Source organism: Wohlfahrtiimonas sp. XWW7 (genome assembly GCF_056716055.1).
This window is the reverse complement of sequence record NZ_CP168032.1, coordinates 1,619,479-1,637,179: the sequence shown is the minus strand read 5'-3', so window position 1 is coordinate 1,637,179 and position 17,701 is coordinate 1,619,479. Positions and strand designations below refer to the sequence as shown.

Sequence of the window (17,701 nt, the reverse complement as noted above, 5' to 3'; positions counted from 1 at the left end):
GCATGAGCAGAGACCAAACTTCAATCCCTACTATTTCCCTTGCTGAGCTTGAGAAGCTTGATTTCGACAATGTCACCAAACCTGCGGGCATCATTGCACCCGTTGTCATTAATGAAGACAATAAACTCTCTGGCTTCGTTCATTCTATAGAAACTGGCGCCGCTGTGGATGGTCCTGGTGTTCGTTTCGTGATGTTCAGTGCAGGCTGTCAATTCCGTTGCCTGTATTGTCACAACCCTGATACTTGGAAACTGCACAATGGCAAACTCAAAACTGTCGATGAAATCGTGACTGAAATTGGCAAATATGCACGCTTCTTAAAATTTGCAGGCGGCGTGACTTTTTCTGGCGGTGAACCATTAATGCAAGCGAACTTTATCGGTGAAATTGCTTATCGCGTCAAGCAAGACTATAACTTACACATTGCGTTAGATACTCAAGGCTTTCTAGCAGGACATTTAGATGATGCATGGTTTGATAATATTGATCTAGTGATGCTCGACATCAAGCACATTGATCCTGAAAAATACCAAAAATTAACTGCACAACCATTGCAACCCACATTAGATTTTGCGCATCGTTTAATCAAAATGGGTAAACCCATGTGGATTCGTTATGTGTTAGTGCCAGGCTTAACAGATGATCTTAATGATGTGGAAAAACATGCACAATTTGTGAAATCCCTACAAGATAAAGCCATTGAATTACATGACAAAAAACTCATTGAACGCATTGAGGTTTTGCCCTTCCACAATCTTGGTGAATCCAAATGGCAAGAGCTGAATTTAAAATACACACTGTCCGAAACTGAGCCACCTTCGCCTGAATTTGTGAAAATCATAAAAGAAATATATAAGAAATATGGATTACCTGCTGTATAGTTATGCAGTTTTTTCATATTTTAAGGATTGTTTATGAGCATCATCAATTGGCTAACAGGACCTTTTAATAGCTTCATCTGGACCTACATTCTCATCATTGGCCTATTATCATTAGGATTTTATTTCTCTTTCCGCACTCGTTTTGTTCAGATTCGTCTATTTAAACAGATGCTCAAGCAGACAGTGGAGAAAAAATCTGGCTCAGATGGCGTTTCAGCTTTCCAAGCCTTCACCATCAGTGCCGCAAGTCGTGTTGGTACAGGTAATATTGCAGGCGTTGCCATCGCCATTGCAGTGGGCGGCCCAGGTGCAGTATTTTGGATGTGGGTTATCGCCATCATCGGTATGGCAACAGCCTTTGTCGAAAGTACATTAGCACAGGTTTATAAAGTAAAAGATGGCAATACATTCCGCGGCGGCCCTGCTTACTATATGGAAAAAGCACTAGGCTTGCGCAAACTTGGCATCGTGTTCGCTGTACTTTTGGCCATAACATTCGGCTTTATCTTCAACTCAGTTCAATCCAATACCATTGCTAAATCATTCTCTGATGCTTTTGGCTATGATGTTCAAAACATTGGTATTGTTCTCGTGATTGCAACAGCAATCATCATATTTGGCGGCGTTAAGCGCATCGTGACATTCACGCAAGTGATCGTACCTGTGATGGCAATTTTCTATATTGCTTTAGCCATTTATGTTTTGGGCACAAACATCACTCGAGTGCCTGAAATGTTCATGTTAATTGTCACGAATGCATTCGGTTTTAATGAAGTTGTGGGCGGCGGCATTGGCGTTGCTATCATGCAAGGTGTACGTCGTGGTTTATTCTCAAATGAGGCTGGTATGGGCTCTGTACCCAATGCTGCTGCGGCTGCAAATGTAACGCACCCTGCTAAGCAAGGCTTAGTACAAAGTTTAGGTGTATTCTTTGACACGATCATGGTATGTTCCGCAACTGCATTCATCATCTTGTTATCTGGCTTATACACCAATGTTACGCCTGATACATCTGGTGTTGTATTAACACAACATTCTCTCGCATTACAAATGGGCGAATGGGCAAAATACTTTGTTGCAATCGCAGTGATGTTCTTTGCTTTCAGCTCCATCATTGGTAACTATTACTATGGTGAAACTAACATCGAATTCATCAATGGTAATAAAGCAATGCTGTTAATCTATCGCTTAATTGTATTGGCAATGGTAATGGTTGGCGCATTGATCAAAATGCAAACCGCATGGGATTTAGCGGATGTATTCATGGGCTTAATGACGATCATTAACCTTGTAATCATTTTCAAACTCAGCAAAATCGCATTTGCTGTGAGCGATGACTTCAATAAACAATTGAAAGAAGGTAAAGATCCTGTATTTAAAGCATCAAGCATCAAAGGCTTGAAAAATACAGAATGCTGGGGCGATGAAGAGAAGTAACCTTCCCTAACCTCCAAAACAAACAAAAGCCCAGATTAACTGGGCTTTTTTGTGGCTATTATTTTCATTTAGAAAAAGATCAAAGCTTCTAATATGGCTACTAATACAGCAATGAATCCATTTGTGATCATATATTCCTTTTTATGCCTTAATCTCACACTCGCATGACATACAACTGTAACCATAGGAACCATCAAAGCAATACACGCAAAAAATATATGGGTCTGTTTAGCAGAACCTTTTAAAAACAAACTCAAAATTAAATAAATGATAAATATGATGATTAAATGTATGTCTATTTGTTCTGATAATTTTGTCTTTTCATCCATTGTTTCGTTCCTTTTGTAATTATTTTTTATTTAAATCCAGAATATCATGTGCTAACTTGGATAATGGCTTTTGTTTTAACTCTTCCAAATTACCACTGAAACCAAACAATACTTCCCTGATCTCTTCATCACTCAATTTTGGAAAAAACTCTTTTATTTGAGCAATATAACTCGGATTATATAATCGCTGCCTTTGTAATAATCGCTGAGCAAATACGCTGTGATTTTGATACATATTTTTATGATGTAAAGAATCAGCATGAGATTTCTTATCTGAATCTATAAACGCATAATCGATTTCAGGCGGAACATTGCCACGCAAATGATCTAAATCTTCGCTCTTAATCTTAAAATATGGTTTTTGGTTCTCTTCTTTTGCGTTCTTTGCAAAAGGATAAATCAGTTGATTGGCTTTATCGCTTTTGCCTTGATTACATGATGAACAGCTTGGCACAAAGTTATAAAGTGATAATGCATATAATGAAAATTGCTCTTTTGGATAAAAATGATCAAGCTGAGCAATTGCTTTATATCCTTTACCTGACTTTTGAAACATATCAATATATTGGCGATTACAATAAGGGCAAACCTCAACCTTAGAAGCTTCAATAATATATTCGCGCAATGTTTTATTCTTTTTTGAATAATCCATAAATTGTGAATAATTTAATATGGCTGATATATCAAACTTCTTTGCTGATCCTTTAGTTATCACTAATGGATCTTTCCTATTAAATAATGCAAATTGATAATAAACTTCTAAAAGTTGAAATTGCCCCTTACTCATTTTACTAAATGGATTAATTAGCAATGCCTTTAGAAAATCTTCATGTTTGCCAGAATCAATCCTATATTGAGGGTACTTTTTAACAATGCCATTAATGGTTTCAACTAATTTATCTCCACCATTTAGCTTTTCTTTAATCCAATTAAAATATTCCTCTTCAAAATCTTTATATAAATCATGAGCCAATTTAATCATTATTTAGCTCCATCTTTTTCTGTCGTAATTTTTCTTCTAATTCTGCAATATCTTGTTCTATTTGTTGTTTACGAACAGAATCATCGCCATGAGCCAATAATCGCTGTTTTACAGAATTTGATAGTTGTTGTAATTGCTTCTGTATAAACTTATCACCAACAAGAGCAATAATTTTATTCTGTTCCTCTATCGTTTTTAAGCTGTCTTCCACAAATAATGATAATCCATCATGTAGAATCAATTCATCATTTGCTAATTTATCTAAATCATCTGATATACGATTAATTATTTGAATACAGGTATTAATCTTTTGCTTTGCAAACTCACCAATCGTATCATCCAAGAAAAAGCTATCGTTCATAATGTCATAGTAATTACTCGCAAAGCCATAGTTGGATTTTCTAGCTGTACGTTTGCCTGTTTCTTCATTTTTCTCAAGTAAGATAATATTTTCTTTGGGCAAATCACTGATTAAATATGGTGAATGGGTTGTTAAAATCACTTGAAATTTAATACCTAATCGTTCACCTTCAGCATTTAAAAATTTCAATAAATAAGACAAATATTTTCGCGACCATTCAGGATGTAATCTTGCATCTGGCTCATCTAATAAAATTAATAGACCTTGTGAACTATTTAATAAAACTGTTTGTAATATAGAAAAACCATCTAATAATTGCTGCTCACCTGAACTAAATCGACTAAATTTACATTCAAACAAGCCCTTTATTCCTGTTTTATCAGAAAATTCATCCAATAAGCCTAAAAATTTACTAATCTCAAATTGATCGACAGTATCTACATTTAACTTCAACTCTATACCAAAAAAATCATTTTCTTTCCTATCCCTAATCCATTCTATAATGCTATCAATATTTGTTTTTATATCATGACGAGTTAAAATTTTTCCATATAGCTCTATGTATTTATCCTTTAACTCTAATAAGCCATCCATCTTAATAAAATAATCTTTCATATCAGAAATATTATCATTATATAAATCTAAAAATTCCTTAATTTTATCACGATGAGGTACTATAAAATCACCATCTGACTCATAATAATCAATAAGCTTTATCGCACATCTAAAACATAAATTTTCTAAAAAAACATATAAAAAATGTGTGTTTTTAGTCAGACCCTTATCTTTCTTTGATTTAAAAAGAAATTCAATTGATAACACAGATAATCTTTCTATATTACGATTAATCTCAGGCATCCAATGTTGATATGATGCCTTAAGACTAAAAGAGTCTATCATCTCAAAACGATATCCATGTTCACAATTAATCATTACTTCTTGAGGAAAACCTACCTGAAACACCTCTATAAATGTATCTGAAGTCATAAAATGCCATCTAGATAAGTTATTAATAGTTTTATTTTTTCTTATACCTTTAGTAGAAAATATATATTTCTCTGTATCATTCAGTAACTTAGTAATCATTCTCTGTTGAATATCGACATTTTTACCATTAATACTAATCTGAAGCTTATCAGGATAATCATTTTCAAGAGAATCTATATAAAATATATCATCTAGCTTAAACAGCTGAATCATATATATATTTGAAATACGATCTAAAATAGATGTTTTACCAATGCCATTCTTCCCCGCAATAGCAGTTACATTTAAAATATTCTTACCAAAAAAGTCTTTTGGAATATTTGATTCTTTAGGCTGTAAATCCACGTTAATACAAACTTGATTATCTTCATCACGAGAAAAACATAGTTTAATATCATATTCATTCGTGAATGGAATCTCCAACCGATCTTCAAAATCGTTCGGATTATATTCACAGTAAAAAATTAATTCTGGTGTGCCTTCGTATTGTTCTTTTGTCATTCTTCATACTCAGTTAATCAGTCTTGCCATATCATAAGCCTTTAGAAAAATAAAAACATGCTGTATCCTTAGCCACAATAAAAATGACTATGAAAATATTATTAGGTACAAAATGCTGATTACTTTAATTATTACTTTGATTCTATTTGCAGTTTTAATTCTGCTTAAACTATCCATCGTTATGGCTTCTGTCATTGCATTAATCTTTGCAGTGATTTTATATATTATCATTCAAGCTTTTAAATCGCCCTCTAGCACAGGCAATTATGATGATGGCTATTATCACCATCATTCCAATACGAATGATCGCTATGATGACGATGATCATCATGATAATGACAATCGCTGTGATAACGATTCATATTCAAGTTCAGATAATTCGTCTTGTGATAGCGGTGGTGATGATTAAAAAAGCCCCTTGCGGGGCTGAACTGCACCCCAAAAGTTGGACACAACTTTGGGGTGTTTTTATATGGCGAAGTATTCTTTTGATTTCAAATTAAAAGTTGTTAAGTTTTATCAAAAAGGAAATGGATATAGCTCTACAGCTGATCATTTTAATATTGATCACTCCACCGTTAAAAAGTGGGTCAAAGCTTATCAGTATCATGGTCAATCAGGGATTCAGCCAAGAACAACAAAACGATTATATTCTGCTGAATTCAAATATTATGTATTGAAGTTTATGTCAGATCATTATTACTCTGCCCGCGAAGCGGCTTCATATTTTAATATTCCAGCATTTACTTCTATATTAGAATGGCAATCACTGTTTAAAGAAGGTGGTTTGAGTGCACTTGAACCACGTCAAAAAGGAAGACCTAAAAAGATGAGATTGCCCAAAAAACCTGATAATCGCACTGAACAAGAAAAGTTGATAGATCAACTTCAAGCTGAATTAGCCTATCTTCGTGCGGAGAATGATGTGTTAAAAAAGTTTCAGGAATTGGACGAGAAGGAAGAAGCGCTCAGGCGCAAACAATCATCGCAGAAGAACTCAAAGTAAAGCATTCATTGTCATCGTTACTGAAAATCATGAATCTAGCCAAAAGCACTTATTACTATCATAAGGCAGTATTGGCTAAGCCTGATTCAGATGAAAGCCTTAAAGCAAGGATAACAGCCCTTTTTCATGAGCATAAAGGTCGATATGGTTATCGTCGCATCACTGCGATATTACAAAAAGATTTCCCCATTAACCATAAAAAAGTTCAAAGAATCATGCGATTACTGAATCTTAAATCTTTAGTAAGACCGAAGAAATACCAATCTTATAAAGGAAAAGTTGGAAAAATAGCGAAGAATATTTTGAAGCGTAATTTTAAGGCTCAAAGGCCCAACCAAAAATGGGTAACAGATGTCACAGAGTTTAAAGTGAACGGTGAAAAGCTGTATTTATCTCCGATTTTAGATCTATATAATCAGGAAATTATTAGCTATGAAGTTGCTAAAAACTCCAAATATGAGTTGGTGGGTAAAATGCTGAATAAGGCATTGAAGCATTTAAAGTTACATAAGAAAGGACGCAAGAAACTGATTTTACATTCTGATCAAGGTTGGCAATATCAAATGAAACAGTACCAACAATCTTTAAAAGATCACAAAGTTAGACAAAGCATGTCACGCAAAGGCAATTGCTATGATAATGCTGTGATTGAGAACTTCTTTGGTGTTTTGAAATCAGAGCTATTTCATGTGAAAAAATTTGAATCTATCGATCAATTAGAGAAAGAGATTCATGAGTACATCGATTATTACAATAATGATCGAATTAAGCTCAAACTAAAAGGACTGAGTCCGATAGAATATCGAAATCAGTCCTTGTCTTTATAATTTATAAACTGTCCAAGTTTATGGGGTCAGTTCAGGCTTTAAGTTATTGTTCATCTATTTGAGACCAATAAGCCTGAATGGCTTGAAATAACTCTTGCTCTTCAAATCGTGAATGGCTTGTGAGCAAAGCGCCAAATGCTTTCACATCTTCCAAAGTGAATTCTGATTGATGCAGATAACGCCTTAACTTTTTATGATCATCCTCAAAACGATCCAACAAAGCGGGTTTATCAATCTTTCTCACAAGATGAAGTAGATCAACCTCTTCCTCTGCGAAATGACTCAATAACGTACCTTTGAGCTTTTTGATCTCTTTCGTTAACAGTGCCAAATCATCACTATTTTTGATCAACAAACCCAATTTTAAAGCGCTGTGATGTTCTCTTGAAAACTCAACTAACCTAGGATCTCTTTTCATAATTATAACCCTATAATATTGCCATCCTCATCGATGTCGATATTACGATACGCAGGATTCAAACCTAAGCCTGGCATTGTCATCACATCGCCTAATAACACTTTAATGAATCCTGCACCTTTTGCCAATTGTAATGTTTTAACAGGCAAAATAAATGGCGCAGGCACATTTTTAACTTTAGGATCATGGCTGATGGATGCTGGCGTTTTAGCAATACAGATCGGTAAATTGCCATAACCTTCAGCTTCCAATTTTTGTAAAATCGTCATTGCTTCTGACGAATAATCCACTTCAGTTGCACCATAAGTGCTCGCCACTGCGAGAACTTTCTCTTGTAGACTCAACTCATCGCCATATAGCAATTGCGCCTTGTGATCACCTTCACACGCTTTGACAACTTTTTCTGCCAATGCGCTCGCACCTTTGCCACCTTCTGCATAAGCATTGCTGATTTCACAATCTACTGCACCATTTTCCATCGCAAATGCTTTCACAAATGCCAGCTCTTCCGCAGTATCATTTGGGAATGCATTGATGGCAACAATCACAGGCAAACCATAGCGCTTCGCATTGTGAATGTGCCAACCCAAGTTACGCGCACCACATTCAAGCATTTCCATCGCGGTTGGGTTTTCTGTCACGCAGTTCGCTTTAATGCTTTTCACTGTGCTCACAATCACGATACAAGAAGGATAAACGCCGCTTGCTCGCGCTTTAATATTGAAAAACTTTTCCATGCCCATATCAGAGCCAAAGCCTGCTTCTGTCACCACATAATCAGACAATGACAACGCAATATCATCTGCGATGATGGAAGAGTTGCCATGAGCAATATTCGCAAAAGGCCCTGCATGAATAATCACTGGCGTATTTTCCACCGTTTGCATTAGTGTTGGCTCAATCGCTTTTTGTAAAATCGCCGTCATTGCGCCTGCAACTTCTAAATCTTCTGCTGTGATCTCTTTGCCATTCACATCGTAAGCCAATACGGCTTTGCCAATGCGCTGTCTTAAATCTTGTAGGTTTTTACTGAGGGCTAAAATCGCCATTAACTCGGAAGCGGCTGTAATATCAAAAGATGCAGGATGAACATGCTCTAAGTTCTCCGCCATTTTGCCCACAAAAATCTCACGAAGCGCTCGATCATTATGATCCACAACGCGCGGCCAAACGATGGCATTTTTATCAATGTTTAAACGTGGCAATCCGCTTTTTTCAGTGAAGCGATCACGCAAGCGATTCTCATGAAATAAACGGGCATCTAAAGCTGCTGATGCCAAATTATGCGCTGAAGTTAATGCATGAATATCACCTGTTAAATGGAGATTCAATTGCTCCATAGGCACAACTTCTGCTTGTCCACCGCCCGCAGCTCCGCCCTTTTGACCAAATACAGGCCCTAAACTTGGTTGACGAATACAGGCGATTGCTTTTTCACCGATGTAATTCAACGCTTCACTGATGCCGATTGTGGTCACTGTTTTACCTTCACCTTGTGGCGTTGGTGTTGTGCTAGTTACAAGAATCAGTTTGCCTTGCTTGGCGGTAGGATCAATACTTTTTAAGCTAATTTTGGCGGCGTATTTGCCATGAGATGTGAGATGATCAGATGATAAGTGGATAGTGTTGGCAATTTCTTCAATGGGCAATAACTTCATGCGTCGCTCTCTAGAGTAATGGAAAAATGCGTTGTTACTATATCAGCATCGAAGTAAAAATAAAGCCCAATGAACTCAATCAATTGAAGATTTCTTAAATATATTTAAGATTGATCCAAAGCTGATAACCATCATTAAAGATGCTTTCTATATTGATATTTTCTGACAAATATCTAAAAAGTCATGTTTTATTCACTCTTTCAATCACTAAAAACCTTCATTTTAATTACAAATCGTCATCTTTTAAATTTAAATTTCTATAAAAATCAATAAGTTGTTGTTTTTGTGCTTTTTCTTACCTTAATATTTATAAAAAATCTTTTATAATGAGTTCCCCATTTTACCTCAATAAAAAGGCACATCAATCATGGAACTCGATCCAATAGTCATGGCGCGGATACAATTCGCCATTAATATTACATTCCATATCATCTTCCCAAGCATCAATATCGCACTCGCTTGGATCCTTCTATTTTTTAAACTACGTTATCAAAAAACGCAAGATCAATCTTGGTTAAATGCATATAACTTCTGGGTTAAAATCTTTGCATTAAGCTTTGCGATCGGCGTTGTAACGGGCGTGACTATGAGCTTCCAGTTCGGTACAAACTGGCCAGGATTCATGGAAACCGTCGGTAATATCGCAGGCCCATTATTAGGCTATGAAGTATTGACTGCATTCTTCTTAGAAGCAACATTCTTGGGCGTTATGCTATTTGGTCAAAAACGTGTATCACAGCGTGTTCACAATATTTCAACAGCACTTGTGGCGATCGGAACAACTTTCTCCGCTTTCTGGATCATTGCATTGAACTCATGGATGCAAACCCCAGCAGGTTTTGAGATGATCGATGGACAAGCTCACGTAACAAGTTGGTGGGAAGTGATCTTCAACCCAAGCTTTGTCACTCGTTTAGCTCACATGCTATTGGCATCAGGTTTAACAGCAGCATTCATCGTTGCAGGTATTTCTGCATATAAAGTGATGAAAGGTGATAACTCTAAAGCAACGAAAAGTGCTATGAATGTTGGCGTTATCGTGGCTGCGATTTTAATCCCTGTACAAATCTTCATTGGTGATGCTTCTGGTTTATTGGTACTTAAACATCAACCTGATAAATTGGCTGCAATCGAAGCAATTTGGGAAACAGAGCAACCAGCAGCTTTAACGCTATTTGCAATTCCAAACAATGAAACGCGCTCCAATGACTTTCCAATCGCAATCCCACATTTAGGTAGTTTAATCTTGACTCACAGTTGGGATGGTGAAATTAAAGGTTTGAATGAATTTGATGTTCATCCACCTGTTGCACCAGTATTCTTTAGCTTCCGCGTAATGGTTGGTATCGGCTTCTTGATGTTATTTGCATCTTGGGTGGGCGTTTACCAATTATGGCGTAAAAAAGAGCTTTCTCCATGGATGCATAAACTACTTTTCGGTATGACATTCTCAGGCTGGATCGCTGTAGTTGCTGGCTGGTATGTCACTGAAATCGGTCGTCAACCTTGGATCGTTTACGGCTTATTGAAAACATCTGATGCAGTTGCGCCGCACGGCCCAACAGTGATGATCACTTCATTAACCATGTATATCATCTTATATGCGTTCTTATTGGTGAGCTACTTATCAGTATTGTTCTACATGACCAATAAAACAATCAAAAACAACATTGCAGCGGCAAAAGGAGCATAATCATGGATGCAGTAACACTCTTACCCATCATCTTTGCTGTGTTAATGGCAGTTGCCGTATTCTTTTACATCATCTTCGATGGTTATGATCTTGGCGTGGGCTTATTGTTCCCATTCGTCAAAGATCGTGCTGATCGTGATGCAATGGTGGCAACAATTGATCCATTCTGGGATGCGAATGAAACTTGGATCGTATTAGGCGTTGGCGTTTTATTCATTGCCTTCCCGCAAGCTTATGGTGACATTCTAGTCACTCTTTATATTCCAACAGCAACAATGTTGGGTGGTTTAATTTTGCGTGGTTGTGCATTTGACTTCCGTAATACTGCAAAACAAGAACACCAAGGCATGTGGGACAAACTATTTTGTGTAGGTTCTTACATCGCAACAATGTCACAAGGTGTGATGATCGGCTTATATGTCATGGGATTAGAACAAAACTTGATGACTTGGAGCTTTGCAATCCTAACGGGCATCGCAGTATGTTTTGGTTATGCATTATTAGGTTCAGCTTGGTTGATCTTTAAAGCGAAAGATCACATCCGTCAAATGGCGATCAAAGCAATCCGCAACAGCATTTTCTTAGCATTCTTGGCAATCATCTTGGTTTCCATCGCAACGCCATTCACTAACTCAGCGGTTTATGACAAATGGTTCACAATGCCAAACATCTTGTACTTGGCTCCAGTGCCATTGGCATGTGTTGCATTGGCTGCAATCATCTTCATCATGCTACCAAAAATTGCAAAAGACGAAACTTACAAGCACGATTGGGTTCCATACTTATGCGCAGTATTGATTGTATTGTGTTCATTCATCGGCTTTGGCTACAGCATGTTCCCTGACATCATTCTTGGTAAATTAACAATTTGGGAAGCAAGTAGCGCGCCTGCATCGTTAGAATTTACATTATGGGGCGTTGGCTTAGTATTACCATTGATCTTGATCTACACATTCTATGTACATCGCATCTTCAGAGGTAAAATTGAGCACCATGATCACGAAGGTTATTAATTCCTGATCATTATTCAATACTCATCAGTTCCCTGCTTTGGCAGGGAATTTTTTTGTGCCAATAAAATTCATACAATAAAAAATCCCACGGATATTTCACCCGCAGGATTCTCATTCAACTACAATGATTCTAACTTTCTTTAAAACACCACTGTATGATTACCATGAACCAATACGCGATCTTCAATGTGATGGCGTAAACCGCGCGCCAATACAACACGCTCAATATCACGGCCCAAGCGAATCATATCTTGTACATTATCGGCATGGGAAATTCTTGTGACATCTTGCTCGATGATTGGGCCAGCATCTAAATCTTGCGTTACATAATGGCACGTTGCACCAATCAATTTAACACCGCGTTGCGCTGCTTGGTGATATGGGCGCGCGCCTACAAATGATGGTAAAAAGCTGTGATGAATATTGATGATTTGGTGCTTATAGCGCTCACATAAATCTGGTGGAATGATCTGCATATAGCGTGCCAATACGATTGTATCTGCTTTTAATTCTTCAATTAAGCCATTGACTTGACCAAAACTTTCCATTTTACTCATAGGATTCACTGGCACGTGAAAATATGGCACTTTGTACCATTCAACCAAGCTTCTTAAATCATCATGGTTAGAGATCACCCCCACAATGTCACAATCCAATTCATCTGTATGCCAGCGTGATAACAAATCCACTAAACAGTGTGAATCTTTACTCGCCATTAATACAACACGTTTTTTAACAGAAGTATCTGAAACTTTCCATTTCATATTGAATTGTGCTGCAATCGGCGCAAAGCGCTCTTTAAACTCTTCTAAGCCAAATGGTAAAGATTGAGCCTGAATTTCATGGCGCATAAAGAAATAGCCGCTGCCGAAATCCGAATGGTGATTAGCTTCTGTAATCCAGCCGCCGTGCTCTGCGATGAATCCACTGATTCCTGCAACGATTCCGACACCATCTGGGCATGACATAGTTAAACGATACGCGTTCATGACTTGTTCCTTTAAAATTAAAACACCGTAAAAATTTGATAATCTAGAACAATATCAGATTTATATCGATATACAAAAAATAAATAAAAAAAAGGAAGATTCCGAAGAATCTTCAAAGTGCAGGGAGCTGTAAAATTGAGAATTAAGGGGATTTGTCACTCTTTCAATGTTGTTGTGAATCCTATTTTAGAAAGCCCGACTCTTTTAATCTCAATTAATGTTTTAGCAACTGTATCGTATGGCACACTCTCATCAATATTCAATTGAATGATCGGCTCTTGCTCTGCTGAATGACTCTTAATGGCATTCAATTCCTCATGCAAGTTATCCATCGTGACAGATGTTTTGTTCAATAAAATCCCACCATCTTTTGTGATCTCTATGATCTGTGGCTTTTGTTGTTGCTCAACAGGTACTGCAATGTCTGATGTTTTTGGTAAAGATAAATTCACAGACTGTGTCACCATTGGCGCTGTGATGATAAAAATCACCAATAGCACTAACATTACATCGATCAAAGGCACCATATTGATTTCAGCATTTTCAGTATGCGCACCTTCTCTAATTCGTCCTAATGCCATGTGAATCTCCTATCGTTTCTGCGTGCCACCGAGCACAGTTATGAGCTCAAATGCGAATGTATCTAAACGGCCAAGTGCAACTCTATTACGGCGTGTTAACCAGTTGTACGCCATCACAGCAGGAATCGCCACAGCTAAACCGATGCCCGTCATAATCAATGCTTCACCGACAGGACCAGCCACTTTATCAATCGTACCAGCGCCTGTAGCACTGATGGTAATGAGCGCATGATAAATACCCCAAACTGTACCAAATAGCCCAACAAATGGTGCTGTTGCTGCGATTGTTGCTAACACTGATAAGCCATTTTCCTTAGTCATCTGAATTTCATCGAGCGCTGTTCTTAATGTTACCGTGAGAAAATCTGTGAACGATGTGGATTCCAACAATGGAATGTCGCCGCTCTCTTTATAAAAATGAATCGCATCAACACCTTTTCTTGTGAGCATGGAATAATCTAAATTTGATATTTGATCCGCAACCTTGGAAACATCCTCAACTGTTTTTGCTTGTCTGAAAACTTTAAAAAAGCGTGATACTTTTTGTCGTCTCATCATGCCTTCAAAAAACTTGATCACAATGATGCTCCATGAAATCAACGACATTAAAACCAATATTGCCAGCAGTGTTTTACTTAATAGATCTGACTGTGCAATAAAATGCATAAAACCAATGTTACCTGCGTCCATTATTTTTCCTTATACCTTTGTATTAAAATGCGTAATCTATGCGATGTCTAATGGCAATTTTTTGCCCTTGTTCAATGTATGGATGAATTTTAACACCACGTGCGGCTTCAAGTGCAGCTTTATCTAACACATCATGACCTGAAGAGCGTTCTAATACAACTTTTACTGGCATCCCGCGTTGATCAAGCTCTAAAATTACAACACTATTGCCTGTCCATTGATTTCGGTGGGCAATGCGCGGTCTTTTAGGTGCAGGATTTTTAATGAACTTAATCTGTGAAGATGACACTAAAGGCTTGCCACCTTTCATTTGTTGCTTTGCGGCTTGTTTTGCCACATTTTCACTTTGAACAACTTTTTGAACCTTTTTAACTTCTTTAACTTCTTTAACTGGCTTAATTTCTTTAATTTTTTGAGTCACTTGTTTTTTCTCTGGAATCACAACATCTGCCTGATCCACAGATTGAACCGCGACAATCTCTTGCTCAACAACTTCTTCAATCACAGGATGCTCAAACGCCAAAGATTCTGCTATTTCAACTTTTGCATCCACAATGCTCTCTTCACTTTCACCCAAAAAAGCCATTTCCATCACATTGAAGCTCATTGAATTTTCAGTGGGATCTGCTTGGCGAGCAACAGGCGCCTGATAAATCATCGCTGCGACTGCCATTGTGTGCAAAGCGCCAACGCATATAATTAAAATAACATTGACGATGGCACTTTTTTTGAAAAGCTTATTGTTCATAACAATTATCATTAAGAATTAATTAACGTATGAGAATTATTATCATTTAATATTGCTTTGTCAAATATAATCATGAAATATTTTGATCAGTCCCATTAATTTCCTTTAAGTTATCGGGACAATTTCTCGACTAATAAGCAATACTTTTCCCTGCTTTATCGCTATAATGAAAGCATTTTATTTGAGAGGTTGATATTATGATTCGGATTGGTATTATCGGTGTCGAAGGCAGAATGGGCATGAGCATTCTGCAATTAGTGGCAGAAGCTAATGACTTAACTTTAGGCGCAGCCATTACCCATAAAGGCAGCGACAATATCGGCAAAGATGCTGGCGATTTATTACGCAGTGCACCTTTGAATATTTCATTAACGGATGATGTGGCTACGACAACAAACAATGTGGATGTTTACATTGACTTCACATTACCAGAAGCAACCATGCACAATATCAGCACAATTGCCAAAGCTAAAATCCCAGTTGTGATCGGTACAACAGGTTTATCCAATGATGATTTGGCACAATTACAGGAATACGCAAAAGAGACAGCAATCCTACAAGCACCAAATATGAGCTTGGGTGTGAATTTGGTTTATGCACTGCTTGAACAAGCATCCAAAGTTTTGGGCAAACAAGCAGATATCGAAGTATTAGAAATGCATCATAGATTCAAGAAAGATGCGCCTTCTGGCACTGCATTACAAATGGGTAAAGTGGTTGCCAAAGCCATGAATGAAGACTTTGATAAAGTCGCTGTTTATGATCGACATGATATGGATCGTGAACGTGGTGCTGGTGAAATCGGCTTTGCAACATTGCGCGGTGGCAGCGTTGTGGGTGATCACACTGTAATTTTTGCAACATTGAAAGAGCAGATCGAAATCACACATAAAGCGAAAGATCGTACTTTATTTGCGGATGGCGCAGTTTATGCTGCTCGTTGGTTACATGCTAAACCTGATGGCTTGTATTCAATGCAAGATACATTGGTGATGTAACTGCAATGAATATTTTAATCAGTACTTTAAACGCCCGCTTTTCTCATGCATCTTTAGCAACTCGCTATCTATATGCCAATATGGAAGAGATTCAATCACAAGCTGAAATCTGTGAATTTACCATTCAACAAGATACAGATGACATTCTCACAACGATTCATGAGAAAAATCCAAAAATTCTATTGTTGGGCGTTTATATTTGGAACATCAATGAAACCACAAAGCTTGTACGTGAAATCAAAGCATTAATGCCTGAACTCATCGTTGTGATTGGCGGGCCAGAGGTTTCTCATGAGTATCAAGATACTGTCATTTTTAATGCTGCTGACTATTTAATCACAGGCTGGGGCGATATCAGTGCTTATGAATTATGCCGTGATATTTTGGCAGGCAATGCACCTGAAAACAAAGTCATCACTGGTTTACAGCCAAAGCTTGAACACATCAAAATGCCGTATGATTATTACACGGATTTTGATATTCAGCATCGTACAGTTTATGTAGAGGCTTCTCGCGGTTGCCCTTTTAAATGTGAATTCTGTTTATCGAGCTTGGATAAAACAGCTTGGACATTCCCATTGGATGAATTCCTTGCTGCAATGGATCGCTTATACGAGCGCGGCTTGCGTCAATTTAAGTTCATTGATCGTACCTTTAACTTAAAGCGTGAATTCACTGTCAGTATTTTGAATTTCTTCTTGGGTAAATTGGCGAAAAATCCTGAAGAATCACTCTTCTTGCATTTTGAATTAGTGCCAGATTTCTTACCTGATGAAATTAAAGATCTGATCTTAAAATTCCCTGAAGGTAGCTTACAATTTGAGATCGGGATTCAAACATTGAACCCTGAAACGCAAAAGCTCATTTCACGTAAAACGAATCTCGTGAAAGCTAAAGAGAATATCTCTTGGTTATCTAAACACACAACCGTGCATCTACATGTGGATTTAATTGCAGGTTTGCCAGCGGAAGATTTAGAAAAATTTGCAGATGGCTTCAATGAGCTTTGGTCGTGGGAACCGCAAGAAATCCAATTGGGAATCTTAAAACGTTTAAAAGGCACACCAATCGCGCGTCATACTCAAGAGTTTGATTTCAAATACAGTCCTGAAGCGCCTTATAGCGTTTATGAAAATAAGGATATGGATTTCGCAACCATGAATCAGATGAAACATGCTGCTAAATTCTGGGATTTAATTGCAAACTCAGGGCGCTTTAGCCAAACATTGCCACTGTTATTCAATGAAAAAGCCTTTGAAACTTTATGGGAAATTTCAGAATACATGGTGAGCAAGTTTAAGCGCACACACAGTATTCCATTGGATAAGCTCTTTGCCGAAGTTTATGTGTATTTAACAGAAATCAAACAATTACCATTGGAAGAAGTCCGTGAATTGATGGGGCAAGATTTCTTGCGCATCGGCTTACAAGGCTGGCCGAGATATTTGGGCGATAAACCCGAAGGCTTTGAGGATCGCTTTAAAAACCGTATCCCTAAAACCGCCACACCAAAACGCCAACAGCAACATTTGTAATATTATATAAAAAATTTAAATACACAAAACTAATAACCTTATTATACTTATAGTAAGGTTATGTTTT

General features: G+C 37.4%; 17 protein-coding genes. 8 read left to right on the top strand and 9 right to left on the bottom strand.

From position 1 onward, the window contains the following. The first annotated feature begins 2 nt into the window (after positions 1-2). Both pflA and ACA100_RS07895 read left to right on the top strand, forming a co-directional pair. Positions 3-881, top strand: a complete 879-nt coding sequence (gene pflA, locus ACA100_RS07900) for a pyruvate formate-lyase-activating protein (protein ID WP_481077161.1) — start codon at positions 3-5, stop codon at positions 879-881. 33 nt (positions 882-914) lie between these two features. After that, positions 915-2,318 (top strand): alanine/glycine:cation symporter family protein, encoded by a 1,404-nt coding sequence (locus ACA100_RS07895; RefSeq protein ID WP_481077160.1) that lies wholly within the window; start codon positions 915-917, stop codon positions 2,316-2,318. A gap of 68 nt (positions 2,319-2,386) precedes the next feature. Here the strand turns inward: ACA100_RS07895 and ACA100_RS07890 are convergent, their stop codons facing one another. From ACA100_RS07890 to ACA100_RS07880, 3 genes are read right to left on the bottom strand one after another with little or no spacing between them, the layout of a single operon-like run. Continuing rightward, positions 2,387-2,647, bottom strand: coding sequence for a hypothetical protein (locus tag ACA100_RS07890; RefSeq protein ID WP_481077159.1), 261 nt, complete (start codon positions 2,645-2,647; stop codon positions 2,387-2,389). A gap of 19 nt (positions 2,648-2,666) precedes the next feature. Further along, entirely contained in the window at positions 2,667-3,629 is a 963-nt protein-coding gene (locus tag ACA100_RS07885) for a hypothetical protein (protein ID WP_481077158.1), read from the bottom strand. Continuing rightward, positions 3,622-5,478, bottom strand: a complete 1,857-nt coding sequence (locus tag ACA100_RS07880) for an AAA family ATPase (RefSeq protein ID WP_481077157.1) — start codon at positions 5,476-5,478, stop codon at positions 3,622-3,624. Before ACA100_RS07880 ends, ACA100_RS07885 begins: the two co-directional genes overlap by 8 nt. Before the next feature lie 112 nt (positions 5,479-5,590). On the opposite strand from ACA100_RS07880, the gene ACA100_RS07875 reads away from it, so the two are divergent. Beyond that, positions 5,591-5,887 (top strand): hypothetical protein, encoded by a 297-nt coding sequence (locus ACA100_RS07875; protein ID WP_481077156.1) that lies wholly within the window; start codon positions 5,591-5,593, stop codon positions 5,885-5,887. 63 nt (positions 5,888-5,950) lie between these two features. After that, positions 5,951-7,311 (top strand): IS3 family transposase gene (locus ACA100_RS07870; RefSeq protein ID WP_481076906.1). Its coding sequence is split into 2 segments (ribosomal slippage): positions 5,951-6,431 and positions 6,431-7,311, totalling 1,362 coding nucleotides; the frame shifts between segments, so codons are not numbered across the junction. A gap of 43 nt (positions 7,312-7,354) precedes the next feature. Here ACA100_RS07870 and ACA100_RS07865 read toward each other — a convergent pair. Together ACA100_RS07865 and ACA100_RS07860 are read right to left on the bottom strand one after the other, a co-directional pair. After that, positions 7,355-7,729 carry a hemerythrin domain-containing protein gene (locus tag ACA100_RS07865; protein ID WP_481077155.1) on the bottom strand — a complete coding sequence of 125 codons (375 nt, stop codon included), beginning with the start codon at positions 7,727-7,729 and terminating at the stop codon, positions 7,355-7,357. A 2-nt stretch (positions 7,730-7,731) separates the two neighbouring features. Beyond that, positions 7,732-9,387 carry a formate--tetrahydrofolate ligase gene (locus tag ACA100_RS07860; protein WP_481077154.1) on the bottom strand — a complete coding sequence of 552 codons (1,656 nt, stop codon included), beginning with the start codon at positions 9,385-9,387 and terminating at the stop codon, positions 7,732-7,734. Positions 9,388-9,754: 367 nt separating this feature from the next. Here ACA100_RS07860 and ACA100_RS07855 point away from each other — a divergent pair, with 367 nt between their 5' ends. After that, a complete protein-coding gene (locus ACA100_RS07855; RefSeq protein WP_481077153.1) occupies positions 9,755-11,080 on the top strand; it encodes a cytochrome ubiquinol oxidase subunit I in 1,326 nt (441 codons plus the stop codon). Between the two features lie 2 nt (positions 11,081-11,082). Continuing rightward, positions 11,083-12,093, top strand: a complete 1,011-nt coding sequence (locus ACA100_RS07850) for a cytochrome d ubiquinol oxidase subunit II (protein WP_481077152.1) — start codon at positions 11,083-11,085, stop codon at positions 12,091-12,093. Between the two features lie 140 nt (positions 12,094-12,233). On the opposite strand, the gene purU is transcribed toward ACA100_RS07850, so the two are convergent. From purU to ACA100_RS07830, 4 genes are all read right to left on the bottom strand, one after another. Next, positions 12,234-13,082 carry a formyltetrahydrofolate deformylase gene (purU, locus tag ACA100_RS07845; RefSeq protein WP_481077151.1) on the bottom strand — a complete coding sequence of 283 codons (849 nt, stop codon included), beginning with the start codon at positions 13,080-13,082 and terminating at the stop codon, positions 12,234-12,236. 155 nt (positions 13,083-13,237) lie between these two features. After that, on the bottom strand, positions 13,238-13,663 hold the full coding sequence (locus tag ACA100_RS07840) for an ExbD/TolR family protein (RefSeq protein WP_481077150.1): 426 nt from the start codon (positions 13,661-13,663) through the stop codon (positions 13,238-13,240). A gap of 9 nt (positions 13,664-13,672) precedes the next feature. Continuing rightward, complete coding sequence (locus ACA100_RS07835) at positions 13,673-14,353, bottom strand: MotA/TolQ/ExbB proton channel family protein (protein WP_481077149.1); 681 nt, start codon at positions 14,351-14,353, stop codon at positions 13,673-13,675. 22 nt (positions 14,354-14,375) lie between these two features. Next, positions 14,376-15,101 (bottom strand): energy transducer TonB, encoded by a 726-nt coding sequence (locus ACA100_RS07830; protein ID WP_481077148.1) that lies wholly within the window; start codon positions 15,099-15,101, stop codon positions 14,376-14,378. Between the two features lie 197 nt (positions 15,102-15,298). Here ACA100_RS07830 and dapB point away from each other — a divergent pair, with 197 nt between their 5' ends. Both dapB and ACA100_RS07820 read left to right on the top strand, forming a co-directional pair. Further along, entirely contained in the window at positions 15,299-16,099 is an 801-nt protein-coding gene (gene dapB, locus ACA100_RS07825) for a 4-hydroxy-tetrahydrodipicolinate reductase (protein WP_481077147.1), read from the top strand. Positions 16,100-16,104: 5 nt separating this feature from the next. Continuing rightward, a complete protein-coding gene (locus ACA100_RS07820) occupies positions 16,105-17,634 on the top strand; it encodes a B12-binding domain-containing radical SAM protein (RefSeq protein WP_481077146.1) in 1,530 nt (509 codons plus the stop codon). Positions 17,635-17,701: the final 67 nt, after the last annotated feature.